Origin of the sequence: Lentzea sp. NBRC 102530 (genome assembly GCF_030269365.1) — a bacterium.
Classification (GTDB): domain Bacteria; phylum Actinomycetota; class Actinomycetes; order Mycobacteriales; family Pseudonocardiaceae; genus Lentzea.
Genome location: NZ_BSTF01000008.1, coordinates 25,439 through 49,029, shown reverse-complemented (window position 1 = coordinate 49,029; position 23,591 = coordinate 25,439). Strand labels below are relative to the sequence as shown.

Here is a 23,591-nt window from a genome sequence, read left to right as displayed (position 1 = left end):
TCCGACCTATGCGTAGTCACCCGGATGCCTGCCCCGGCGCCGTCGAGCTGCACCAGGCGGCCGACGGCGGGCTGGCGCGCATCCGGGTGCCGGGTGGCACGCTCTCCGCTGCCCAGTGGGACGTCGTGCGGGGTGCCGCCGCGGAGCTCGGTTCGGGGTCGATCGAGCTGACCTCGCGGGCGAACCTCCAGATCAGAGGCCTGGCGGACGGCGTGGAGCTGGGTGCGCGGCTGGCCGCGGCGGGGCTGCTGCCGTCGGCGACGCACGAGCGGATGCGCAACATCATCGCGGCGCCGCTGGAGGACAACCAGGGGCTGGTCGACGAGATCGACGCGGCGCTGTGCGGAGACGCTTCGCTGGCGGATCTGCCGGGGCGCTTCCTGCTGACGGCCGGTGCCGCGGTGAGCGGGCTGGGCGGCGACTTCGGGCTGGTCAGCGAGCCGTCCGGCACGTTCGCCCTGCTTCTCGCTGGCCAGGACACCGGCGTCCGCGTCACCGACCCGGTCGACGCCGTCCTGTCCGCCGCCCGCCTCTTCCAGCGGCTGCGCGGCACGGCCTGGCGCCTGTCCGAAGTGGACGACGGTGTGCGAAAGATCACCGCTCACTTCGGCACTTCCGACGCCCCGCGGATCACCCCCGCTGTGACCCCTGTCGCACCTTCACCGTTGACGCCGGGCGTCCCGCTCGGCCGCCTCGACGCCACGCAACTCCCCGGTGTCGCGCTGCGGCTGACCCCGTGGCGCAGCCTGGTCGTGCCCGCCGGCACCGACACGTCCGGCCTCATCACCGACCCGCGCTCCCCCTGGCACGGCGTGAGCGCCTGCACCGGACGCCCCGGCTGCGCGAAGTCGCTCTCCGACGTCCGGGCCGATGTGCGCGCTTGGCTCGATATGCCCCACCACACACACGGGCCAGGCCGGGTACCCCCAATTTCGATTCCAGGGAGCAGGTCCGACAGTCCGGGCGCCGTGCACTGGTCGGGTTGTGCCCGCCGCTGCGGCCGCCCGGCGGGCGATGTGATCGAGTTCGTCGCGACCGGCGACGGCTACGAGGAGATCCGTTGACGCAGTACATCAAGGACGGGGCGGAGATCTACCGCCAGTCCTTCGCCACCATCCGCGCGGAGTCGGACCTCACCGGGTTCCCCGACGACGTGGCGCGGGTCGTCGTCCGCATGATCCACGCGTGCGGCATGACCGACCTGCCCGCCGACGTGGCGTTCTCGCCGAACGTCGTGCGCGACGCCCGTCGAGCGTTGCTGGCAGGCGCGCCGATCCTGTGCGACGCCAACATGGTGGCGTCCGGGGTGACGCGCCGCCGGCTGCCGCGCGACAACGAAGTCCTCTGCTTCCTGCAGGATCCGCGCACGCCGGAACTCGCGCAGGCCATCGGCAACACGCGCAGTGCCGCCGCGCTCGAACTCCTGCGGGACAGGTTCGACGGTGCGGTGATCGCGATCGGCAACGCGCCCACGGCGTTGTTCCACCTCCTCGACCTGATCGCCGCCGGGGCACCGCGCCCGGCCGCGGTCCTCGGCATCCCGGTCGGGTTCATCGGGGCCGCGGAGTCCAAGGAAGCTTTGGCCGCAACGGATCTCGAGCACCTCGTGGTGCGCGGGCGGCGCGGCGGCAGTGCCATGACGGCGGCGGCCATCAACGCGATCGCGAGCGAGGAAGAGTGACGGGCAAACTTTACGGCGTCGGCCTGGGTCCGGGTGACCCGGAACTCCTGACGGTCAAGGCCGCGCGGCTCATCCGCGAGGCCGACGTGGTGGCGTTCCACAGCGCCCGCCACGGCCGGAGCGTCGCGAAAACCATTGCGGCGCCCTACTTCCGCGGCCAAGACGATCCGAATCCGCAGATCCTGGAACAGCTCGTCTACCCGGTCACCACCGAGGACACCGACGACTACCAGGGCGAGATCGACTCCTTCTACGAGGAGGCCGCCGCCACGCTGGCCGCGCACCTCGACGCGGGACGCACGGTCGTCGTGCTGGCCGCCGGGGACCCGTTCTTCTACGGCTCCTACATGCACATGCACAAGCGCCTCAAGGACCGTTACGAGTGGGAGGTCGTCCCCGGCGTCACGTCGGTGAGCGGGGCCAGCGCGGTGCTCGGCACGCCGCTCGTCGAACGCGACGAGGTGCTCACGATCCTGCCCGGCACGCTGCCCCCGGCCGAGCTCGCGAGCCGGCTCGCCGACACCGACTGCGCCGCGATCCTCAAGCTGGGCCGCACCTTCGGCAACGTCCGGGACGCGCTCGAGGCGTCCGGCAGGCTCGACGGCGCCTGGTACGTCGAACGCGCGACGACCGCCCGGCAGAAGATGGCGCCGCTGGCCGACGTCGACCCCGCCGACGTCCCGTACTTCTCGATCGCCGTGCTGCCGAGCCGGTCGAAGCCCGCGAAGCCGAAGGGCGAGGTCGTCGTCATCGGCCTCGGGCCGGGCGACCGCGCGTGGCTCACCCCGGAGGCCCGCCAGGAGGTCGAGGCCGCCGACGAACTGGTCGGCTACAGCACCTACCTCGACCGCGTCCCGCAGCGTCCCGGCCAGAAGAAGCACTCGTCGCACAACCAGGTCGAGTCCGAACGTGCCGCGTTCGCGCTCGACCTCGCGCGCAAGGGCGCACGGGTCGCGGTGATCTCCTCGGGTGACCCCGGCGTCTTCGCGATGGCCACCGCGGTCCTCGAGGTGGCGGCGGAGACCGGTGACGTGCCGGTGCGCGTGCTGCCCGGCGTCACGGCCGCGAACGCCGTGGCGGCCAAGGCGGGCGCGCCGCTCGGCCACGACTACGCGGTGATCTCGCTGAGCGACCGGCTCAAGCCGTGGAACGTCATCGCCGAACGCCTCGAAGCCACCGCGAAGGCCGACCTGGTGATCGCGATCTACAACCCGGCGTCCAAGGCCCGCACGCACCAGGTGGCGGACATGCGCGACCTGCTGCTGCGACACCGCGCGCCGGAGACCCCGGTCGTCGTCGGACGGGACGTCGGCGGCCCGGAAGAGGAGATCCGCGTCCTCACGCTCGGCGCCCTCGACCCGGCCACGATCGACATGCGCTGCCTGCTGATCATCGGTTCGTCCCAGACGGTCGTGACCGAGCAGGGCGTGGTCTTCACGCCCCGGCGGTACCCAACCAGCTGACCGCGGCGTCGACGGAGGTCACCGTTTCCACGGGTGGGAGCGGTGGCCTCCGCACGACCACGACCGGAATCCCGAGCAGCTCGGCGGCGTCGAGCTTGGCCGAGGTCATCGGCCCGCCGCTGTCCTTGGTGACCAGCACGTCGATCTCACGTGATCGCATCAGCCCCAGCTCACCGTCCACTGTGAACGGTCCGCGCGAAAGCAGCACCTCGATCCGTTGCGGCAGCGGGGGTTCCGGTGGTTCGACCATCCGCGCGAGGAACCACTGCGGGCAGCCGGCGAACTCCGCCAGGTCCTGCCGCCCGGTCGTGAGGAACACCCGCTCGCCGGGCAACGACCGTGCCGCCTCGGCCACGCCGTCCACCCACAGCCAGCCGGGCCGGGCCTCGAACCCGGGCCGCCGCAGCACCAGCAACGGCACGCCGACCCGGTGGCAGGCCTCGACAGCGTTGGCGGTGATCTGCCGCGCGAACGGGTGCGTCGCGTCGACCACGGCCCTGACGTCGTTGTCCCGCAACCACTGCGCCAAGCCGTCCGGCCCGCCGAAGCCGCCCACGCGGACTTCGCCGGCGGGGAGAGCGGGATTGCTGACCCGCCCTGCCAGGGACGAGACCACCCGGCAGCGCGGGGTGGTGGACGCGCCCGCGTTCGACGAGGCCGCGGCCAGCCTGCGCGCGAGGTCCCGCGCTTCCCCCGTGCCGCCGAGGATCAGGATCATCGAACGCGCGTGGCCGAGTACAGGTGGCTGTCCGGGAACTGCGTCGCCCCCAGCGTCCGTCCCACGATGATCACCGCGGTCCGCTTGATCCCGGCGGCCGCGACCTGCGCCGCGATGTCGTCCAACGTCCCGCGCAGCACCACCTCGTCCGCGCGCGACGCGTAGGCCACGACCGCGACCGGGCAGTCCAGGCCGTAGTTCGGCACCAGCTCCGCCACCACGTCGGCGATCCGCTGCACCGCCAGGTGCAGCACCAGGGTCGCGTGGCTGCGACCCAGCGTGTCCAGGTCCTCCCCCTCGGGCATCGGCGTGGCGCGCTGCGAGGTGCGGGTCAGGATCACCGTCTGCCCCACGCCGGGCACGGTGAGCTCCCGTTGCAGCGAGGCGGCAGCGGCGGCGAACGCGGGCACCCCCGGCGTCACGTCGTACGCGATGCCCAGCGCGTCCAGCCGGCGCATCTGCTCGGCCATCGCGCTGAACACCGACGGATCGCCGGAGTGCAGCCTGGCCACGTCGAGCCCGGCCTCGGCGGCCGCGACCAGTTCGGCGACGATCTCGTCCAGGGTCAGCTCTGCCGTGTCGACCTTCCGCGCGCCCGGCGGGCAGAAGTCCAGCAGTTCCACCGGGACCAGCGCGCCCGCGTACAGGCACACCGGCGACGAGGCGATCAACGACTGCCCGCGCACGGTGATGAGATCGGCGGCGCCTGGTCCGGCGCCGATGAAGTGCACGGTCACTTGACGACGCTCCACGTGGTCACGGGCATGTGCGGCCGCCAGCCGGTGAAACCGCCGACCGCCGACCCGCGGTTCACCGCGATCCGCACCAGGTCGCCGCCGAGCTTCGCGTACCACTGCGCCACGACGGCCTCGGACTCGAGCGTCACGGCGTTCACCACCAAACGACCGCCGGAGGCCAGGGCGTCCCAGCAGGCCTGGAGGACGCCGGGCACCGTCACGCCGCCGCCGACGAAGATCGCGTCGGGCTTCTCCAAGCCCTGCAACGCGTCCGGCGCCCGTCCGATGTGGACCTCCACCCCCGGCACGCCCAGAGACGCAGCGTTACGGCCGATTCGCTCTGCGCGTTCGGCCGACTGCTCGACGGCGATGACGCGGCACGTCGGGTGCGTGCGCGCCCACTCGATCGCGATCGAGCCCGACCCGGACCCGACGTCCCACAGCAGCTGCCCGGGCAGCGGCGCCAATCTCGACAGCGAAATAGCCCGCACCTCTCGCTTCGTCAGCTGGCCATCGGATTCGTACACGTCATCAGGCAGTCCGGGAACCCGCGGGAGAGCGCTTCCGCCGTACTCGATCGCGATCACGCACAGAGGGTCCGAGTCCTGCCCGGACCAAGGGTAAACCCGCTCGGCGGCACCACCTAGCTGTTCGAGCACGATGATCGGTCCGGCAAGCGCCGCAACGGTCTCCGGGTCACCGCCGAGCACGAGCACGCGCCGTCCCGGCGTCAACACGGGGCGTAGCAGGTCGGCCGAACGGGCCACCAGCGACACGACCTCGACCTCGTTCAACGCCCACCCGAGCCGCGCGCAGGCGAGGGACACAGAGGACGGATGCGGGATCACCGTGACGCGTTCACCCAGCAGCCGCACCAAGGTGGTCCCGATGCCGTGGAACATCGGGTCACCCGACGCGAGCACGCACACGTCCCGGAAAGTTTCGAAAAGTCCGGGCAACGCCGGTACCAGCGGCGACGGCCAGGCCACCCGCTCGAACTCCCCCGGCACCAGGTCGAGTTGCCGCTGCGACCCCATGAGCACACGTGAGCGGGAAACAGCCTGCTGGGCCGCAGGGGAAAGCCCGTCCCAGCCGTCGGCGCCGATGCCGACGACCACGACGTCAGACGGTGCCGGTGACACGCTTCACCTGGATCTCGATGACGACGCGCTCCGGGTTGACCCGGGGCTTCTTGTAGCGCAACGCGTACCGCCGTTCGGCGTCGCGCACGGATTCCACGTCGTCGCGCACGACCGCCGGACCCTCCAGCGTGGACCAACGCCGACCGTCCACCTGGCACACAGCGGCGTAGCCCGCCTCGCTGACGTGCTTGACCTTCCACGACGCGCCGGACGTGATGATCCGCGCGATCCCGGCCTCGGCGTCGAGCGTGACGCCGACCGGCACCACGTGCGGAGTCCCGTCGAGACGGACGGTGGACAGCGTGCACAGGTGCCGCTCGGTCCAGAACTCGGTGAACTCGGGGCCGCGCTCGATCGACATGGCACGCATCATCGCAATGCGGCGGCCGCCGGACGAAATCAGGCCCTCAGAAGTCGGCGAACCGCGGCCTGGCCAGCGCGCTGGTGCTGACCGGCATGACGGCCCAGCCCCCGCCGGTGCCGAGGAACCACGCACCACCCGGCGGGTCCGGCGGGAAGGTTCCGGACAGCAGCTCGAGGCACCCGTCCGCGACCTCCAGCACCCGGACGGCCTCGACGTGGTCCTTTCCCGTTCGCGTGAAATCACGTGGCACGTCACCGCCCTCGACGGCGTGCCGCCGGGCGTCGGCGCAGACGGCGATCAGCAGCCGCCTCTGCGGATCGGTCAGGTCGCGGTAGAAATCGCCCAGGTGGGGGCAGTGCCGGAGGCTCCTCCAGCCCTCGGCGAGCTCAGCGGCCCAGGGATCAGCCTCGATCCGTTCGGCGGCGTCGACCAGGTAGCAGAGCCAGACCTCGAACGCGTCGTCCAGCAGCCAGAAGCCCTGGTCGTCCACCGAGAACGTCGTCGTCTTGCCCACCGGACGAGAACAGGGCCCGCCACCGGGGTGACGGGCCCTGTTCTCCGTGCTCTACGGGTAGTTGACGACGTTCACCGGCACAGTGCCCGGCGGTGTCACCCCGCCCACGCCGTTGATCACGTGGGAGATCGTGCCCTGGTAGTTGAGCGACACGGTGAGCAGGTTGTGCATCCTCACCCCGGACCGGTTGGGCACCTCGAACGCGTTCTCGGCCCGCACCGACGGGTTGACGTTGAAGAAGCAGTAGCTGCCCAGCCCCCATGCCTCGTGCGACGTGACGCTGTCCGCGACCTTGTAGGCCGCGTAGCCCGTCACGCCGTTGGGCGCCATCCAGGACGCCTGGTTGGGCACGTCGTACGGCATCTCGTTCTGGAAGAAGATGGTCCGCCCGCCGTTGCCGTTCCAGATGACCTGGTACTTCTGGTAGTGCTCGACGAACAGGCCCGTGGCCAGCACGTCGTTGCCGTTCACGACCAGGCCGGTGTCACCGATGGCCTCGTCCCAGCCCCAGGTGCCGGCGTTGCCGTGGTCGGCGCGCCAGATCCAGGTGTGGTCGATGATCGTGTTGTGGCTGTTGATCACGAGGCTGTTCGTCGCCTTGCCCGCGATCGCGCCGCCGACGCGGAAGAACACGTCCTGCAGCGTGGTCGGGTTGGACGCGTGCGAGGCCGACGAGCCGGCGGGGCCGACGGTCAGCAGCGACTGCGACAGGGTGGTGCCGGCGTCGAACAGGATGCCCTTGATCCGCACGCCGTCGACGTCCGCGACCTGCATGGCCGTGACGCCGTTCTGCGGCACGATCGTCGCGTAGCCGATGCCCAGCACGACGGTGTTGGGCCGCGTGATGTTGATCGTCTGGTTGACGTTGTAGATGCCGGGCGTGAAGAACAGGTTGCAGCCGTTGCCCAGCGCCGCGTTGATCGTGGCGGCCGTGTCACCGGACTTCACGACGTAGAAGTCGCTCATCGGGAGGGACGAGCCGGGCGTGCCGCCGTTGATCCACGACGCGCCGGAGGCGTTGGTGCGCAACGAGGGCAGGAACACCCGGTACTTGCCGTTCTCGAAGTAGAGGTACGGCACGTCGCGCGAGATCGGCGTCGTCGCCAGGTTGGTCGACGGCGGGTTCGGGAACGTGGTGGCCGGTGCGCCGGGCGTTCCGGAGAACACCATGTTCCACACGCCGCCGTTCCAGCTGCCGTAGTTGGAATCGCGCGTGTACCACTGCTGCTGCGAGACCGACGCGGTCTGGCCGGAGACGCGGGTGTCGGCCGTGTAGCCGCCGGACGCGAAGCCGTAGCTGGCCGGGTAGAGCGCCAGGTTGCCGCGGACGTCCATGCGGCGGAACGGCGCGGCCTGCGCGACGGCCCAGCGGTTGGTGCCGTTGCTGGGGACCACGGCCATGTTCTCGGCGGAGCGCCAGAAGTTCTGCAGCGCCACGCCCTTGTCGGACTCGTTGAACGCGTCCACGGTGATGTCACCGTTGATCACGACGTCCCCGGGGTTCTTGCCGAGCCCGGACACCGAGGTGTAGTAACCGACGTCGTCGTGGATGCCGCTGTAGGTGCCGGGCTTGAACAGGTGCGCGACCCGGCGCGGCGCCATCTGCGCGGTGATCGTGTCCTTCTGGTTGTTGAAGTCGATGTCGAGCTGCGTCTGGATGCTCGTCGCCGACATGCTCGGGTCGAAGATCCGGGTGTTGGGCCCGAAGTTCGGGGTGTCGGACTGCAGACACCCCTGCTGCGTCCCGATCGTGTAGGTCGCGCTGGCCACGGCCGAGTTCGCGAGCCCGGACTTGATGCCGATCGCCTGCACGGTCCTGTTGCTGGACACGGAGATCGGCCCGCTGTACACCGGAGAGCTGCCGGTCGGCGTCGAACCGTCCACTGTGTACCGGATGGTCGCGCCGGACGTGCTCGTCGAGATGGTCACCGTCTGCGCGGAGGCGTAGGCACCACCGGGAGGGCTGAACGTCGGCGTGGCGACCGGAGTGCCGATCACGTACGACGCGCTGCCCACCGCCGAGTTCGGCTGGCCGGACTTGATGCCGATGGCGTTGATGGTCCTGTTGCCGGTCACCGAGATCGGCCCGCTGTAGACCGGGCTGCTCGTCGTCGGCGTGGAGCCGTCCGTGGTGTAGCGGATCGTCGCACCGGACGTGCTGGTCGAGATCGTCACCGTCTGCGCCGTCGAGTAGGTACCACCCGGCGGGCTGAACGTCGGCGTCGCGACCGGCTGCGCCGCACCCTGGTGGGTGTAGCTGAAGTGCGGCGTGTCGTACTGCGGACCGCTCTTCTCGTAGGTGAACCAGTAGTCGATGACCGTGCCGGCCGACAGCGACCCGACGGTCTTCTGCCAGGTCCCGGCGTTGTTGGTCATGCGGAAGTTCTGCTGCGGAGTACCCGGGATCAGGTAGTGCACGTCGACGTAGTTGGCAGGGGTCGTCGGCGTGAAGTTGATCCGGGCCTGAGTCGCGTCGATCGCGGTCACGTTCTGCGTGTAGTCCTCGGCCGCGTGGGCGGCCTGGACCGTCGCCAATGACGACAGGGCAATCGCTGCGGCGGCTAGTCCCCGCCGCCATCTCACCTTTGAGAGCGCTCTCACACCTGGAACGGTAAAGCCGAGATGACGGTGAGGGAAGACGTAAGTTTCGAGAAAGCCCGAACGCTCTAGTGGCACGCGATCCCGGCCCCGGAACCGTTTTCACCCGAACGAGCACCTGATTGTAGGCAGTTCAAGCCATAGCGTCGGCATATGACTGCATCCACCGCGTACAGCCGAGACCTCGGCGACGAGCTGCGCCGCCTCCGCGAGACCTGCATGGGACTGAACGGCAACAAGATGGCCGAAAGGCTGGGGTGGGACCCGAGCAAGGTCTCCACGGTCGAGAACGGCCGGGCGCGAGCCAGCGAGGTCGACCTCATCCAGTACTTGTCCATGTGCGGCAAGGACATCGACTTCATCAACGACTTCCGGCGCCGCTACCAGTACGCCTTCGAGGAGTACATCGTGCAGGTGTCCGACGAACTGCGTACGGTCGCGATGGCGGAGGCCACCGCGATTGCGATCACCAGCTACTCCCCGCTGTCCATACCGGGCCTGGCCCAGACCCCGGAGTATGCCGACGGCCTCTTTCGGATGAGCGGCCAGGTGACCGAGTCACGTATTCCGGCTCTTGTCGAGTTCCGCACCGGTCGCCAGACGATCCTTCGCCGACACGATCGACCGACTTGCTTGTTCTACGTCCATGAGCACGCCTTGCAGCTCCAGGTCGGTAGCAGCGCGATCATGGAGGACCAGTACGCCCGGCTCCTGTTCGACACTCACACCATCCGGATCGTGTCCGCGGACGCGCCCCTAGCGGCATCTGGTTGTGTTCTCTGGGAGTACGAGAAAGCACGCCCCATCGCCTTCAGCGAATCCGACCTCACCAACGTGTTCGTGCAAGACCCTGGGGCGATCGCGCGCACCCGGCTGCTCTTCGACCGTCTGGATCAGGTCGCCTTGAGTGCGGAACAATCGCGGAGCAAGCTGGCGGAGTACGTCAGCCGACCGCGAGAGGACTTCGATGACTCAGGACCGCACCTGGCGTAGGAGCAGCTACAGCAACGGCACCGAACACGGTGAGTGCGTCGAAGTGTCGCTGGCCCACGAAGCCCTCGTCCGGGACTCGAAGAACGCGGGCGGCGACGTGCTCGCGTTCTCGGTTCCCGCCTGGCAAAGCCTGATCCGGCTGGCTACTGCATGTTCGTGACGTGGCGGTGCGCGGCGTCGGCGGTGCAGGCGTAGAACTGCAGGTTGTAGCCGCGCCCGATCATCAGCTCCGTCGGCTCGTTCAGCAGCGGGAACGGCGGGTGCTCGCCCTCCGCGTCCTCGACCGGCCGCCAGCTGCCCCCGCCGTCCCACTCCGAGCTGGCGAGGGTGAGCAGCGGCGCGACGTCGGCCCCGCAGTCGGGGCAGGACATCGGGAACGGGTCGGAGAAGCTCCACGGCCCGTGGCCACCGGCCTTGGTGCCGGCGGCCACCGCCAGGTTGTGCTGGTACGCCCCGTGTTTCCCGTCCTCCCACTCGCTGACCAGCGCGGCCAGGTCGGGCGGCAAGCAGTGCGGCGCCGGGTGCTCGAGGACCTCCTCCGGGTGCAGCACGCACGGCTGCGGCAGGTAGTGCTCCTCCACGGCGGCGGGCAACGGCGCCTCAACGAGCGGGTCGGTCACGTCGGCGGCGACGCGCCAGCGCAGTGCGGTGGTGGGGACGTAGCCCTCGTCCTCGTGGTCGAACGGGCACCACAGCACCTGCAACAGGTCCGCGCCGCCCGGACTGGGCAGGCCGGGGACGTCGCGCGCGTACAGCTGGGCGACCGGCACCATCGGCAGCGGGCCGTCCACCGTGATCTCCGAACCGTCGTCCACCCGGTCGACGACGATCTTCTCCTGCTCTGTCAACAGGTTCTGACCGGGCGGACGCGGACGTGCCCACGCCTCGGCGAGAATCCGCCGCCGCTCCAACACATCTGGGATGGAAGCGCCTTCGAGCACCGGGCCGGCGTGCTCAGGACACGTCGGCCAAGCCTCGTCCGCCGGCCACAGCAGCGGGCCGCCGATCGAGCTGTCGGCGGCGGTCGGCTCCCCCGGCCTGGGGTGCAGTCGCACGGCAACACGCGCGAGCGGGGCCAGGCCGGGGATGAGCGCCGCGATGTCGAACGGGCGTGGCGGCGTGGTGCGGACCATGGCGCCGATCCTAGGCTCAGGTGCCCCGGTTCTCGTTGAGGTAGTTGTAGATCGTGTAGCGGGTGACCTCGAGGTCGGCCGCCAGGGCGTCCACCGAGTCGCGGATGAGGAAGTAGCCCGCCTCGTCCAGCACCCGGACGACCTGGGACTTGTGCACCTTTTTCATCAGCTCGACCGGCACGCCGACGTCGGCGATCGCCTTCTCGACCAGGACGCGTTGCAGCGTGTCCACGTCCTGCGGGAACGACTCGACCGGACCGGACGCCTCGTGGGCCGCGAGTTTGTTGACGCACAGGCATCCCACGGCCACGCCCGCCGCGTCGCGGACGAACGTGGTGGAGGACCAGATCGCGCGGCCGTCCGGGGCGTAGGTCTCGTAGCCGGGCATGTCGGTGGTGGTGCCACGCCTCACCAAACCCAGCAACAGGTCCGTCATCGGGCCGCCCACCTGGCGGCCGGTCAGCGAACCCGCGATGGCGATGATCGAGTTCGGCAACCGCGACAGGTCGTGCACGACGACCTCGGTGTCCGGGCCCAGCGCCGAGGCGAGGCTGTCGATCGTGGGCACCAGAGCCGAGAGCGCGGCCGGGATCGGCGAGGACGCCGTGCCGGACAACGACTTCAGCGCCGCGCGCACCCGTTCCAACGTGCCGCGCGAGGTGGTGGCGTGCGGGGACAGCCGCACGTGCTCGGGACGCACCGTGGCGGTGACACCGAAGGCGTTCAACGCCTCCCCCACCACCGAGGCGGCCTCGGGCATGGTGAAGGCGAGGATGCCGGCCCGGCGCTCGCGGGCCGACACGATCGTGCCGCCGGCCGCCAGCACGATCTCCTCGACCTCGCCGACGATCTCGCTGACCGCCGCGTCCAAAGAGGAAACCCCGGCCAGTTCGACGAGTTCCAGCGCTTCGGCGAACGCGCCGGAGACGACCGGCGAGAGGTTCGTGATGTTCCACGAGGCCGCGTCCGGGGCCGCGTCGTGCACGGAGTCGTCGAACAGGCCCGCGTCGAGCGCGCCCGTCCAGCCCGACAGCACGGGCGACATCCGTTCCAGCGCACGGTCCGACAGCACGACGAAACCGGTGCTCCAGCCCGCGCGCAGCCACTTCTGGCCGCCGACCACGAGCACGTCGGCGACCTCCCACGGTTCGTCGACCACGCCGAAGCCCTGGATGCCGTCCACGATCAGCAGGCGGTCGCCCACCACCTCGCGCAACGCGGCCAGGTCCGCGCGGTAGCCGGTGCGGAAGTCCACAGCGGACACCGACAGCGCCGACACCTCCGGTGTCAGGCCGACCGACACCGCGGCCGGGTGCACCGGGCCGTCGAGCACGACCGACGGCAGGCCCGCCCGCACCCACGGGTAGGTGTTGGACGGGAACTCCGCCGCCGAGTACATGACCGTGCCGGACAGGCCGAAGGCGGCCTGGAAGAGGCCGGTCGACGTGTTCGGCACGAGGGCCACGTGGTCGGTGTCCGTGCGGCACAGGCGGGCCACGGCCGCCTTCACCCGTTGTTCCTCGCGCATCAGGGTGTCCACGGTGGACGGCCCGGCGAGCGAGGCCTGCTCCATCAGCCGGGCGGTCGCGGTGACCACCGGCAGGGAGGGCGGGCCGAAGCGGGCGAAGTCGAGATACCCCTCCGGTTCGCGGAACTGCGAGAGGTACGAGGCGTCGATCAACTCAGAGCACCTTTGCGAGGAACTGTTGCGTGCGCGGCTGCTGCGGATTGTCCAGGACGTCGGCCGGGGTACCGGTCTCCACCACCGCTCCGTCGACGAGGAACACCACGCGGTCGGCGACCGAGCGGGCGAAGCCGATCTCGTGAGTGACCACGATCATCGTCATGCCGTCACGGGCGAGCGAGGTCATCACGTCGAGCACCTCGCCGACCAGCTCCGGGTCCAGCGCGGACGTGGGCTCGTCGAACAGCATCAGCTTGGGCTTCATCGCCAGCGCACGCGCGATCGCAACACGTTGCTGCTGACCGCCCGACAACTGGGCCGGGTACGCACCGGCCTTCTCGGCCAGCCCCACCCGTTCCAGCAGCTCCGACGCCTCCGCGCGCACCTCCGCGCGGCCGCGCCCGAGCACCTGGACCGGGCCCTCCATGATGTTCTCCAGCGCCGTGCGGTGCGGGAACAGGTTGAACCGCTGGAACACCATGCCGACGTCCCGGCGCTGCGCCGCGACGTCCTTCTCCCGCAGTTCGTAGAGCTTGCCACCGGACGCGCGGAACCCGACCGGCACGCCGTCGACCCAGATGCGGCCGGCGTCGATGGTCTCCAGGTGGTTCACGCACCGCAGGAACGTCGACTTGCCCGCGCCGGACGGCCCGAGCAGGCACACGACCTCGCCCCGCTCGACCTCCAGGTCGATGCCGCGCAGCACCTCGGTGTGCCCGAACGACTTGCGGACCCCAACAGCCTCAACGAGGGCCATAAGCACGCTCCAGGTAGTGCTGCCCGATCGACGCGAGGGACACCATCACGAGGTACCAGGCCGCGGCGGCGAACAGGGTTTCCATGATCTCCAGGTTCCGCGACGAGATGTTGTTCGCGGCGTGGATGAGCTCCAGGAAGGCGATCACCGACGCCATCGAGGTGCCCTTGATCATGTTGATGAAGTTGTTGCCCGTGGGCGGGATGATCACCCGCATGGCCTGCGGCAGCACGACCCGGCGCAACGTCGTCAGCGGCGTCATGCCGATCGACTTGGCCGCCTCGGTCTGCCCCTCGTCCACGCTGCTCAGGCCCGCGCGGACGATCTCGGCCATGTAGGCGCTCTCGTTGAGCCCCAGGCCGAGCAGCGCCGCGACGAACGCCGTCATGACCACGTTGGTGGGCACGGAGAACAGCATCGGGATGCTGATGTTCTTGAAGATCAGCGCGAGGTTGAACCAGATCAGGATCTGCAGCAGCACAGGCAGGCCGCGGAACAGCCAGATGTAGCCGACCGCGAACCACCGCGCGACGGGGTTCGCCGACAGCCGCATCAACGCGATCACGACGCCGAGGACGATCGCGCCGCCCTGTGCGGCGAGGGCGAGCACGATCGTGTTGAGCAGGCCTTCGAGCATCACGGGGTGCGTGAAGAACCCCGGCACGTCCTCCCACTGGATCTGGGCCTCGGCCATCGCCCAGCCCAGAGCCGCGATCACCAGCAGGATGACCGCGCCGCTGACCCACCGCCAGGGGTGGCGCAGCGGCACGACCACCAGTTCCTCACTTGCCATTGATCTGGGCCTTCGTGATCGCACCCTGCTTGATGTCCCAGGTGGTGACGATCTTCTCGTAGGTGCCGTCGTCGATCAGGGCCTGCAGCGCGCCCTTGATCGCCTCGGAGAGCTTGGCGTTCTTCTTCGCGACGCCGATGCCGTACGGGCCACCGTTGATCGGCGCGAGCGGCACGACCTCGAAGTACTCGCCGTCACCCGCGGTCTTCGCGACGTACACGGCGGTCGGCAGGTCGTTGAGGATCGCGGCGACGCGGCCGGTGCGCAGCTGGTTCTGGTTGCCGGTGTCGCTGTCGGTGACGCTGAGCTGCACCTCGGGCTTGCCCGCGGCGACGCACTTGGCGCTCTGCTCCTTGCCGAACTGCTCCTGCGAGCTGCCCAGGTTCACCGCGATGCCCTTGCCGCACAGGTCGTCCGGGCCCTTGACGCCCTGCGGGTTCCCCTTCTGCACCATGATCGTGATGCCGGAGGTGAAGTAGTCGACGAAGTCGATCTTCTGCTGACGCTCGGCGGTGTCGTTCATCGCCGCCATCGTCACGTCGACGCGGCCGGTCTCGAGGCTCGTGATCAGCGAGCTGAACGCCATGTCGCTGTGCTCGGCCTTGAGCCCGAGCTTGGCGGCGATCGCCTTGATCAGGTCGACCTCGGACCCCATCGGGGTCTTGCCGTCCTGGTCGTAGAAGTTGTTCGGCGGGTTCTGGATGTTCGACCCGACCTTCAACGTGCCGGCCGACGCGATCTCGGGCGGCAGCAGCGCGGCGAGCTTGTCGTCCTTCTGGACCGACGACAGGTCGGACGACGGCGGGGTGGACGTCTGAGTCGACTCAGACGTGGACCCGCAGGCAGCGAGCCCCAGTACGAGCAGCGAGGTCACGAGCAGGCGCGGCTTCATGGCCGGGAACCGTACAACGCCGAGTTGAAGCCGTCCACAAAAAGTTGAAGCAGCCATTTGCGACAGTCAGGCGGCGCCGACGCCGAATACCGTGCCTGAACTGCGCAAACAGACTGTTGAAGACCTCCACAAAAAGTTGAGAGCGCTGGCTGCGGGACACTCTGCGCTCATCTTGGCCGGAACGCGCGCTGCGGTCCTGACGCTCGGTACGGCCGCCCCCAGCTACAAGAGCGCCCCCAGCGCGTCCCGTCCGGTCGGCAGGCCGGCTTTCCGCAGCCACGAGTCCCGGTTGCCGATCTTGCCCCAGCACCCGTCGTTGGCCACGAGCGCGCCGAGGAACCGGTGCTGGGCCGCGGTGAGCGCGGCGGCGGGACCGTCGGGGAACGCCCTGACCAGCAGCGGTCCCCAGTCGTTGTCGACGATGTAGGCGTTGGTCATCCGCGCGATGGCGACGGCCTCCGCCTCGATCTCGTCGAACGTGGCGGTGCGCCGCAGCAGTGCCGCGACAAGGTGGAACCGCAACTTCATGCCGAGCTGCGGAGGTGTGTCCTCCAGCAGGTCATCCGCCGCCGCCGGGTCGCGCAACGCCGTGCGCACTTCGGCGAGAGCGGCGGGATCGTCGTCGTAGGCGGCGACAACGGCCGCGTACGCCCGCACGCCGGGGTGCTCGTCGTCGAGCAGCACCGGCACGCCCCAGCCACCCAGGGTCAGCGCGATACCGGCCCGGTCCAGCGGAGACGCGTCCCGCACCGCGCGCAGCAGCCGTTCGGCGACCCCGGCCCGATGAGCAGCGAGCTCCTCCGCGCTCAGCAGGTTGGCCACGGCACCGGTCGCGGCCCGGCGCACGGCGGGGTCGGCGTCGTCCAGGAACGGCGCGACCCGCTCGAACAACTCGGGCAGGAGCGCGCGGCCGGCCGTCAGGGCCTCCGCCTCCTCCTCGAGTTCCTCCGGGTCGACCTCGAACTCGTACGAGTCCGGGTCGAAGGTGACGGAGTCCGCGAACTCCCCCAGCCACTCCAGCAGGGCGGCACGCAGCGGGCGCTCGCGGTCGTCCCACGGCAGCGCGCTCTCACACGGCAGGCTCAGGCGCGGGTCGTCGAGGATCGCGGCCACGTACTCGGCGGCGGGCGCGGTGGCCGAGTACACCGACCCCTGGTGCAGCACGGCCGCGTCGAGGTAACCGAGAGCGTTGCCGGCCGCCTCCTCGTTCTCGCTGAGCAGGTCCAGCAACGGCTCGGGGGCGTCCGCGGCGGAGCCGTAGGCGTGGGCGAGCTCGTCCCAGCGGGTGTCCCGCAAGATCTCTTCGGCAGTGCGCACGGCGTGATCCTTTCAGGCGTGACCGGGCGCACGCTGGGAATTCCGGGGGCACCGGCTTCGTTGGACGAGGAGCCCCCAGCGAACGAGGAGGACCAACATGGCGACGGTCGAGCTGACCAAGGAGAACTTCGACGAGGTGGTCGGCGGCTCCGAGGGCTCCGGCATCGTCCTGGTCGACTTCTGGGCCGAGTGGTGCGGTCCGTGCCGCGCGTTCGGGCCCACGTACGAGGCCGCTTCGGACAAGAACGAGGACGTCGTGTTCGGCAAGGTCGACACGGAGGCGCAGCAGGAGCTCGCGGCCACGTTCGGCATCCGGTCGATCCCGACGTTGATGATCGTGCGCGAGGGCGTCGTGCTGTTCTCGCAGCCCGGTGCGCTGCCCGCGCCGGCCCTGGACGACCTGATCCAGCAGGCGCGGAACGTGGACATGGACGACGTGCGCGCCAAGGTGGCGGAGGCCCAGGCCCAGCAGGGCTGATTGGTCCAACGCCCGTGTGGGTACATGACGTGCATGAACAGCGACACGTCGACCGCGCAGCTGGTGCGCCAGCTGTCCGAGCAGGTGAGCACGCTCGCGCGCGATGAGATCCGTCTCGCCGTCGCCGAGCTGAAGGACAAGGGCAAGCACGCCGGTGTCGGCGCCGGGATGTTCGGCGCGGCCGGCGTGTTCGCGTGGTGGGGTGGGCTGAGCGTCGTCGCCGGCCTGATCCTGTTGCTGGCCCTCGTAGTTCCGCCCTGGGCGGCCGCGTTGATCGTCGCGGCCGCCCTTCTGCTGTTCGCGGGCGTGTTCGCGCTCGTCGGCAAGGGACAGGTCAAGCAGGCGGCCCCGCCCGTGCCGCGGCAGGCGATGGACAACGTCCAGCAGGACATCGCGACGATCAAGGAGAGCGCGCACCGATGAGCGACGAGAAGAAGCAGCTGCAGGCGGAGGTCGAACGGACCCGGCGTGAGCTCGGCGAGACCGTGGAAGCGTTGGCGCACAAGGTGGACGTGCCCTCCCGCGTGAAGGAGCAGGCGCAGGAGACCAAGCTCAAGGTCACCGCCGCCACCAACGACGCGATCGACTCGGTCTCCACGGCGACGGCGAACGCGATCGGGTCCGCCACCGCGGCGACGAACAAGGCGATCGACTCGGCCACCGCGGCGACGAACCACGCGATCGACTCGCTGCCCGACCCCGTGGCCGAGCAGGTCGAGAAGGCACGCCGCCACCCCGGTGCGATCGCGGCCGCGCTGATCGCGCTGGTCCTCGCGATCTGGGCGATTTCCCGGAGGAACCGATGAAACTCCTGTACCGACCCCTGGGAATGTTGTTCGGCGCTCTCGGCGGGTTCCTCGCGACCGCCATCTTCGGCCAGATCTGGAAACTCGTCGCGGGCGACAAAGAAGCGCCGAGCGCCACCATGCGCAACCGCGCGTGGACCGAGGTGCTGCTGGCAGCGGCGTTGCAGGGAGCCATCTTCGGCCTGGTCAAGGCCGCGATCGACCGCGGTGGCGCCAAGGGTTTCCAGAAGCTCACCGGAGAATGGCCCGGCGACGAGGAAGATTGAGCGAAACGAGACGCGGTGGTTCACGACCGCATCCGCGGCGAATAGCCTGACCCGGTCTCCCGGGAAAGGCCAGTGATGACTCGTCGACTGCGGGCCCGTGCGCTTTCTTCGACGTTCGAGCCGCTCGGCGCGATCGCGGACGGTCAGCGGCACCGGCTCGGCGTCGTGCGCTTCGCCGGCACGTCCTTCAACCCGGCGGTGAAGGACGGCCACCCGGAACTGACCGTGCACCTCGCGGACGAGCGCGACGGGTTCGCAGAGGTGTGGACGAGCGCGCACGGCGTCGAATCCGGGGAGCACAAGGCGATCGCGTACGCGCACGACGGCGAGTACCTGTTCTGCGCGGGCCGGATCCCGCCGTGCGACGAGCACACCTACGCGGGCCGGCTCGCGTTCCGGGCGGCGCTCGAAGTGGCCGCCGAGCTCGGCTACCACCACGTCTTCCGGATGTGGAACTACGTGCAGGACCTCAGCCCGCGAGTCTACCGCGAGTTCCTGCTCGGCCAGGCCGAGGCGTTCGCGCGGCGCCCGGTGACGTGGAGCGGCCTGACGGCGGCCACGGTCGTGGGCTCGCGCGGCGGCGGCATCGCGTTCCACTTCCTCGCCTGCCGCACCGGCGAGCCCGTCACGATCATCTCGACCGGCGGCGCGCGCGGCGTCTACACGCACGGACGGCTGTACTTCACGGCGCGGTCGCTGGACGACGCGGCGGAGTTGATGAGCGCGCGCACCCTCGCGCAGTGGGGTATCGACGACGGATTCGGACTGTCCGACGTGACGTCGCTGAAGGCCTACTCCCGGCAACCCCGGGCCGAGCGCGACCCCCGTCTGGCCGCCGGGACGAGCGTGGCGTTCGTGCAGGCCACGCTGCTCGGCGACGACCACGCGACGGAGTTCGAAGGGGTCGCGGGCTGAGGCCTGCGGATCTTTGAACCCTCAACTACTCTGAGCCCCATGCCACAGCCAGAGGGTGAAGAGCTCGCCGCCATCCGCGCCAAGCGCGACGAACTGCGCGAACGGTACGTCAAGCCGCTCGCCGAACGGGGCGGCTCGCCGACGCGCGGGGTTCACCACATCGCGTTGATCTGCAAGGACGTCGAGGAGACGATCAAGTTCTACCAGGAGTTCCTCGGCTTCCCGTTGGTCGAGCTCGTGGAGAACCGCGACTACAACGGCTCCAGCCACTTCTTCTTCGACCTGGGCGCGAAGAACCTGCTGGGGTTCTTCGACTTCCCGGGCCACGACCACCCGGCGTTCTCCGAGACGATCGGCGCCGTTCAGCACCTGGCCCTCTCGACCTCGCCCGAGCGGTTCGACGAGATCAAGTCCAAGCTGGACGAGGCGGGGATCGAGTACCTGGGCCCCGACCGCGGCGTCGAGGACAGCCTGTACATCCGCGACCCCAACGGTGTAGGGATTGAGTTCTACCGGGAAGTTCTCGGCGAGTTCGAAGGCACGACGCTGATCAACTGAGGACGGAGTCGCAGTGGCGCAAGAGGTCAAGGGCATCGTCGCCCGGGGCAAAGGTCAACCCGTCGAGCTCACCTCGGTGCTGGTGCCCGATCCCGGCCCCGGCGAGGCCGTGGTGAAGATCCAGGCGTGCGGCGTCTGCCACACCGACCTGCACTACCGCGAGGGCGGCATCAACGACGAGTTCCCGTTCCTGCTGGGTCACGAGGCCGCGGGTGTCGTGGAGTCCGTGGGCGCCGGTGTCACGGACCTGGAGCCCGGCGACTTCGTCGTGCTGAACTGGCGGGCGGTCTGCGGCACGTGCCGCGCCTGTCGTCGTGGCAAGCCCTGGTACTGCTTCTCGACGTTCAACGCCTCGCAGCCGATGACGCTGGTGGACGGCACGAAGCTCTCGCCCGCGCTGGGCATCGGCGCGTTCGCGGAGAAGACGCTCGTCCACTCCGGACAGTGCACGAAGGTCGACCCGTCCGCGCGGGCCGCGGCGGTCGGCCTGCTGGGCTGCGGTGTGATGGCCGGTGTCGGCGCCGCGGTGAACACCGGTGGCGTCGGCCGCGGTGACTCGGTGGCCGTGATCGGTTGCGGCGGTGTCGGTGACGGCGCCATCGCGGGCGCGCGCATCGCCGGCGCCGCGAAGATCATCGCCGTGGACACCGACCCGCGGAAGCTGGAGTGGGCCAAGGGTTTCGGCGCCACGCACACGATCAACGCCCGTGAGGTCGACGACGTCGTCACGGCGATCCAGGACCTGACGGACTCGTTCGGCGCGGACGTCGTGATCGACGCGGTCGGCCGCCCGGAGACGTGGAAGCAGGCGTTCTACGCCCGCGACCTCGCCGGAACCGTTGTCCTGGTGGGTGTTCCGACGCCGGACATGCGACTGGAGATGCCGCTGATCGACTTCTTCTCGCGCGGCGGATCGCTCAAGTCCTCGTGGTACGGCGACTGCCTGCCGTCGCGCGACTTCCCCATGCTGGTGGACCTGTACCAGCAGGGCCGCTTCGACCTGGACGCGTTCGTCACCGAGGAGATCCCGCTCGACGGCGTCGAGGGCGCCTTCGAGAAGATGCACCACGGCGACGTGCTGCGCTCGGTGGTGGTGTTCTGATGGCGTTGCGCGTCGACCACACCGTCACCTCCGGCACGTTCTCGCTCGACGGCGAGACCTTCGACGTCGACAACAACGTCTGGGTCGTCGGCGACTCGTCGGAATGCGTCGTCATCGACGCCCCGCACGACGTGGACGCGATCCTCAAGGCGGTCGACGGCCGCCGCGTGGTCGCGATCCTGCTGACCCACGCCCACGACGACCACGTCCGGGTCGCCCCGGACCTGGCGCACGCGACGAACGCGCCTCTCGCGCTGCACCAGGCCGACCACGTGGTGTGGAACCTGACGCACACCGGCGTCCTCCCGCACCAGGCGCTGGAGGACGGCCAGGTGCTCACCGTCGCCGGCGAGGAGATCCACGTGCTGCACACGCCGGGGCACTCGCCGGGCGCGGTGTGCTTCTACGTGCCGTCGCTGGGCGCGGTGTTCACCGGTGACACGCTGTTCCAGGGCGGGCCGGGGGCCACCGGCCGGTCGTTCTCGGACCGGCCGACGATCGAGGCGTCGATCAGGGAGAAGCTGCTGACGCTGCCCGGCGACACGGTGGTGCACACGGGCCACGGCCCGGACACCACGATCGCCGCCGAGGTGTTCTAGGAACTGCGTGCCGAGGCCTCACTCGGCGCGATGTGTGATCACGCCGTCCGGCCCGACCACCCAGTGGTCGGGCCAGGACGAGGCGAAGACCTGGTGGTCTGCCTGGTACCTCGTCGGCCCCAAGGCGCGGTAGTGGCCTTCGCATTCGACCTCACCACTGACATCCTCGAACGTCGTCAGATCCTCGAAAAGCGCTCCGTCGAACTGAATGCTGTAGTGAGCTTTTACGTAACTAAAGTCGACGCCGTTGCCGAAAGTCACGTTGGGGAAGTGCGCGGCGTAGTGGAAAACGGCACCGCTGAACGTGTCTCCTGGATACACACGACGGCGCTCCACGGCCACCTTGCGGAACGTCGCATCCGAGAAGTCCGCAACCCCCTCGAACTTGCAGCTCCTGAAGCTCGCCTTGTGGAAAACCGCGTTCCTGAAGAACACCCGCTCCTGGAACACAGTTCGGGCGAATGACGCCCGCTCCGCGAACGTGGTCCCCGTGAAGTCCGCTTCGTCCACGAACACCGCTTGGTCGAAGGTGGTCTCGCCGAAGTGGCACCGGGCGAAGTCCGCTGCCAGCAGGGTGGCACCGTTCAGGTTCAGCTTGAGCGCCTCACCCCAGCACGCGGCACCGGCCTCAGGCCGCAGGTGGGTCGCGAGCACGTGCTGGGCGGTGAGCCGCACCTCCCGTTCCTGGACGCGTTCGCGGTGCTCGGAGTCCTTCGCGTCGCCCGGCGGCAGGTACGGCATCCTCAGGTACGCGCACAGCAGGCTGACGATCGTCTGCCGGTGCTCGACGTTGTCCTGGGCCAGGCGTTCCAGGGCGAAGATCCCCGCCAGGCGCACCGGGGCCTTGTCGGACCCGAGCTGCTCACTGGCTTTGGTGTACAGCTCGGTCACCCGGCGGTCGGCCGCGTCCTTCTCCGTCGCCTCAGCCACACGTTCCGCGTGCACGCGGTTGTGCTCGGCGACCTCCTGCTGGAGCTGGTAGGCGCGGGCCACGTCCTCCTGGTCGCGTTCCTTCTGCACCAGACCGACCTCGGTCGCGTGCTGCCGCCTCCACGCCAGGTACAGCGCGAAGACGCCACCTCCACCGATCCCGATGCTCAGTCCCGTCCGCAGCGCGTCCAGCCGCGCCGTGACCAGGTCCTTGCCCGACAATCCCGCCGTACCCGCCCACCACAGCCAGACGACGACGCCCGCGGTGACCACCGCGATCCCCGCCGCCACCAGAGCGATCACCTTGCGCGGCATCGGTCGCAGCGGCTCGCGCCGGGTCGGCTGCGGGAGCGGAGAGATCACTCCCCGACCTTATTAGAACCGCGGAGGACGCTTCTCCAGGAACGCCGTCACGCCCTCGGCGTAGTCGGCGCTGGAGGCGGCCTCCGCGTACAGGGCGCGCACGAAGTCGTCCTCGTGGCCGCCGTCCGTGATCGAGTTGATGATCTTCTTGGCGCCCCGCACCGACACCTGCGCACGCCCAGCGATCTGCTCGGACAGCTCCTTCACGCGGGCGTCCAGCGCCTCGACGACCTCGTTCACCAGGCCGATCCGCAACGCCGTGGCCGAGTCGATCAGGTCGGCCGAGAACAGGATCTGCTTCGCCCAGGCCGGGCCCACCGCGTCCACCAGCGCTTTGGTCGAGGTGAAGTTGTAGACGATGCCGAGCTTCGCGGGCGTGATGCCGAACCGGGCGTCGGCCGAGGCCACCCGGAGGTCGCACGCGAGAGCGATCTCACAGCCCCCGCCGACGCAGAACCCGGAGACCGCCGCGATCGTGGGTTTGCCCAACTGGGAGATGGCGCGCTCGCCCTGGTGGACGGCCTCGCCGTAGTGGGCGGCGCCTTCCGGGCCGCGCCTCAACGACCCGAACTCGGCGATGTCGGCGCCGGCGGAGAAGTGCTCGCCACCCCGGATGACCAGCACGCGGACGTCGTCGTCGGCGGCGACGCGCGCCATCAGGCCGGGCAGCGCGGACCACATGTCGTAGGACATGGCGTTGCGCTTGGCCGGGCGGTTGATCGTCAACGTCGCGACCGGTCCGGCCGCCGTCAGTTCCAGGAACTCGCTCACCCGCCGCACGATACCCA

27 protein-coding genes are annotated in these 23,591 nt (G+C 69.7%); 13 read left to right on the top strand and 14 right to left on the bottom strand.

The window, feature by feature from the left end; genetic code table 11:
• Positions 1-8 precede the first annotated feature (8 nt).
• From QSK25_RS22110 to QSK25_RS22100, 3 genes are read left to right on the top strand one after another with little or no spacing between them, the layout of a single operon-like run.
• Positions 9-1,064, top strand: coding sequence for a ferredoxin-like domain-containing protein (locus QSK25_RS22110; protein WP_285640839.1), 1,056 nt, complete (start codon positions 9-11; stop codon positions 1,062-1,064).
• The gene (locus QSK25_RS22105; protein ID WP_285640837.1) at positions 1,061-1,681 is read left to right on the top strand and encodes a precorrin-8X methylmutase; all 621 of its coding nucleotides are present in this window, start codon (positions 1,061-1,063) and stop codon (positions 1,679-1,681) included. Before QSK25_RS22110 ends, QSK25_RS22105 begins: the two co-directional genes overlap by 4 nt.
• On the top strand, positions 1,678-3,144 hold the full coding sequence (locus tag QSK25_RS22100) for a precorrin-2 C(20)-methyltransferase (protein WP_285640835.1): 1,467 nt from the start codon (positions 1,678-1,680) through the stop codon (positions 3,142-3,144). The genes QSK25_RS22105 and QSK25_RS22100 overlap by 4 nt, the downstream gene beginning before the upstream one ends.
• On the opposite strand, the gene QSK25_RS22095 is transcribed toward QSK25_RS22100, so the two are convergent.
• From QSK25_RS22095 to QSK25_RS22070, 6 genes are read right to left on the bottom strand one after another with little or no spacing between them, the layout of a single operon-like run.
• Positions 3,116-3,862, bottom strand: coding sequence for a cobalt-precorrin-6A reductase (locus QSK25_RS22095; RefSeq protein WP_285640832.1), 747 nt, complete (start codon positions 3,860-3,862; stop codon positions 3,116-3,118). The two genes, QSK25_RS22100 and QSK25_RS22095, sit on opposite strands and share 29 nt — an antisense overlap.
• Positions 3,859-4,599 carry a precorrin-4 C(11)-methyltransferase gene (gene cobM, locus QSK25_RS22090; RefSeq protein ID WP_285640831.1) on the bottom strand — a complete coding sequence of 247 codons (741 nt, stop codon included), beginning with the start codon at positions 4,597-4,599 and terminating at the stop codon, positions 3,859-3,861. The genes QSK25_RS22095 and cobM overlap by 4 nt, the downstream gene beginning before the upstream one ends.
• Complete coding sequence (gene cbiE / locus QSK25_RS22085) at positions 4,596-5,741, bottom strand: precorrin-6y C5,15-methyltransferase (decarboxylating) subunit CbiE (protein WP_285640829.1); 1,146 nt, start codon at positions 5,739-5,741, stop codon at positions 4,596-4,598. Before cbiE ends, cobM begins: the two co-directional genes overlap by 4 nt.
• Positions 5,722-6,111, bottom strand: coding sequence for a TIGR03618 family F420-dependent PPOX class oxidoreductase (locus QSK25_RS22080; protein ID WP_285640828.1), 390 nt, complete (start codon positions 6,109-6,111; stop codon positions 5,722-5,724). Before QSK25_RS22080 ends, cbiE begins: the two co-directional genes overlap by 20 nt.
• A gap of 37 nt (positions 6,112-6,148) precedes the next feature.
• Entirely contained in the window at positions 6,149-6,619 is a 471-nt protein-coding gene (locus QSK25_RS22075) for a hypothetical protein (protein ID WP_285640827.1), read from the bottom strand.
• Positions 6,620-6,670: 51 nt separating this feature from the next.
• Positions 6,671-9,106, bottom strand: a complete 2,436-nt coding sequence (locus QSK25_RS22070; RefSeq protein ID WP_502881888.1) for a pectate lyase-like domain-containing protein — start codon at positions 9,104-9,106, stop codon at positions 6,671-6,673.
• Positions 9,107-9,370: 264 nt separating this feature from the next.
• On the opposite strand from QSK25_RS22070, the gene QSK25_RS22065 reads away from it, so the two are divergent.
• Both QSK25_RS22065 and QSK25_RS22060 read left to right on the top strand, forming a co-directional pair.
• Positions 9,371-10,210: a helix-turn-helix domain-containing protein gene (locus tag QSK25_RS22065; protein WP_285640824.1), complete on the top strand. Its 840-nt coding sequence runs from the start codon at positions 9,371-9,373 to the stop codon at positions 10,208-10,210.
• Positions 10,185-10,370: a DUF397 domain-containing protein gene (locus QSK25_RS22060; RefSeq protein WP_285640821.1), complete on the top strand. Its 186-nt coding sequence runs from the start codon at positions 10,185-10,187 to the stop codon at positions 10,368-10,370. Before QSK25_RS22065 ends, QSK25_RS22060 begins: the two co-directional genes overlap by 26 nt.
• Here QSK25_RS22060 and QSK25_RS22055 read toward each other — a convergent pair.
• The 6 genes from QSK25_RS22055 to QSK25_RS22030 all read right to left on the bottom strand — a co-directional run bounded on the left by QSK25_RS22055 (position 10,354) and on the right by QSK25_RS22030 (position 16,786).
• Positions 10,354-11,343 (bottom strand): hypothetical protein, encoded by a 990-nt coding sequence (locus QSK25_RS22055; protein ID WP_285640819.1) that lies wholly within the window; start codon positions 11,341-11,343, stop codon positions 10,354-10,356. The genes QSK25_RS22060 and QSK25_RS22055 overlap by 17 nt on opposite strands.
• Positions 11,344-11,359: 16 nt before the next feature.
• Positions 11,360-13,024, bottom strand: a complete 1,665-nt coding sequence (locus QSK25_RS22050) for an aminotransferase class V-fold PLP-dependent enzyme (protein ID WP_285640817.1) — start codon at positions 13,022-13,024, stop codon at positions 11,360-11,362.
• Position 13,025: 1 nt separating this feature from the next.
• Positions 13,026-13,784, bottom strand: coding sequence for an amino acid ABC transporter ATP-binding protein (locus QSK25_RS22045; RefSeq protein ID WP_502881882.1), 759 nt, complete (start codon positions 13,782-13,784; stop codon positions 13,026-13,028).
• The gene (locus QSK25_RS22040; protein ID WP_285640812.1) at positions 13,771-14,577 is read right to left on the bottom strand and encodes an amino acid ABC transporter permease; all 807 of its coding nucleotides are present in this window, start codon (positions 14,575-14,577) and stop codon (positions 13,771-13,773) included. The genes QSK25_RS22045 and QSK25_RS22040 overlap by 14 nt, the downstream gene beginning before the upstream one ends.
• Positions 14,567-15,469, bottom strand: a complete 903-nt coding sequence (locus QSK25_RS22035; protein WP_285640810.1) for an ABC transporter substrate-binding protein — start codon at positions 15,467-15,469, stop codon at positions 14,567-14,569. Before QSK25_RS22035 ends, QSK25_RS22040 begins: the two co-directional genes overlap by 11 nt.
• A gap of 222 nt (positions 15,470-15,691) precedes the next feature.
• On the bottom strand, positions 15,692-16,786 hold the full coding sequence (locus QSK25_RS22030; protein ID WP_285640808.1) for a HEAT repeat domain-containing protein: 1,095 nt from the start codon (positions 16,784-16,786) through the stop codon (positions 15,692-15,694).
• A gap of 97 nt (positions 16,787-16,883) precedes the next feature.
• On the opposite strand from QSK25_RS22030, the gene trxA reads away from it, so the two are divergent.
• The 8 genes from trxA to QSK25_RS21990 all read left to right on the top strand — a co-directional run bounded on the left by trxA (position 16,884) and on the right by QSK25_RS21990 (position 21,510).
• Entirely contained in the window at positions 16,884-17,264 is a 381-nt protein-coding gene (gene trxA / locus QSK25_RS22025; RefSeq protein ID WP_285640806.1) for a thioredoxin, read from the top strand.
• A gap of 33 nt (positions 17,265-17,297) precedes the next feature.
• Positions 17,298-17,687 carry a phage holin family protein gene (locus QSK25_RS22020; protein WP_285640804.1) on the top strand — a complete coding sequence of 130 codons (390 nt, stop codon included), beginning with the start codon at positions 17,298-17,300 and terminating at the stop codon, positions 17,685-17,687.
• Entirely contained in the window at positions 17,684-18,070 is a 387-nt protein-coding gene (locus QSK25_RS22015) for a DUF3618 domain-containing protein (protein ID WP_285640803.1), read from the top strand. Before QSK25_RS22020 ends, QSK25_RS22015 begins: the two co-directional genes overlap by 4 nt.
• Positions 18,067-18,336, top strand: a complete 270-nt coding sequence (locus QSK25_RS22010; RefSeq protein ID WP_090101560.1) for a DUF4235 domain-containing protein — start codon at positions 18,067-18,069, stop codon at positions 18,334-18,336. Before QSK25_RS22015 ends, QSK25_RS22010 begins: the two co-directional genes overlap by 4 nt.
• A gap of 75 nt (positions 18,337-18,411) precedes the next feature.
• On the top strand, positions 18,412-19,251 hold the full coding sequence (locus tag QSK25_RS22005; protein ID WP_285640800.1) for a chorismate transformation FkbO/Hyg5 family protein: 840 nt from the start codon (positions 18,412-18,414) through the stop codon (positions 19,249-19,251).
• A 39-nt stretch (positions 19,252-19,290) separates the two neighbouring features.
• Entirely contained in the window at positions 19,291-19,809 is a 519-nt protein-coding gene (locus QSK25_RS22000; protein WP_285640799.1) for a VOC family protein, read from the top strand.
• Between the two features lie 13 nt (positions 19,810-19,822).
• A complete protein-coding gene (locus QSK25_RS21995; RefSeq protein WP_285640798.1) occupies positions 19,823-20,911 on the top strand; it encodes an S-(hydroxymethyl)mycothiol dehydrogenase in 1,089 nt (362 codons plus the stop codon).
• The gene (locus QSK25_RS21990) at positions 20,911-21,510 is read left to right on the top strand and encodes an MBL fold metallo-hydrolase (protein ID WP_285640797.1); all 600 of its coding nucleotides are present in this window, start codon (positions 20,911-20,913) and stop codon (positions 21,508-21,510) included. Before QSK25_RS21995 ends, QSK25_RS21990 begins: the two co-directional genes overlap by 1 nt.
• 18 nt (positions 21,511-21,528) lie before the next feature.
• Here the strand turns inward: QSK25_RS21990 and QSK25_RS21985 are convergent, their stop codons facing one another.
• Both QSK25_RS21985 and QSK25_RS21980 read right to left on the bottom strand, forming a co-directional pair.
• Positions 21,529-22,803: a pentapeptide repeat-containing protein gene (locus QSK25_RS21985; protein ID WP_285640795.1), complete on the bottom strand. Its 1,275-nt coding sequence runs from the start codon at positions 22,801-22,803 to the stop codon at positions 21,529-21,531.
• 12 nt (positions 22,804-22,815) lie between these two features.
• A complete protein-coding gene (locus QSK25_RS21980; protein ID WP_285640794.1) occupies positions 22,816-23,574 on the bottom strand; it encodes an enoyl-CoA hydratase/isomerase family protein in 759 nt (252 codons plus the stop codon).
• Positions 23,575-23,591 lie beyond the last annotated feature (17 nt).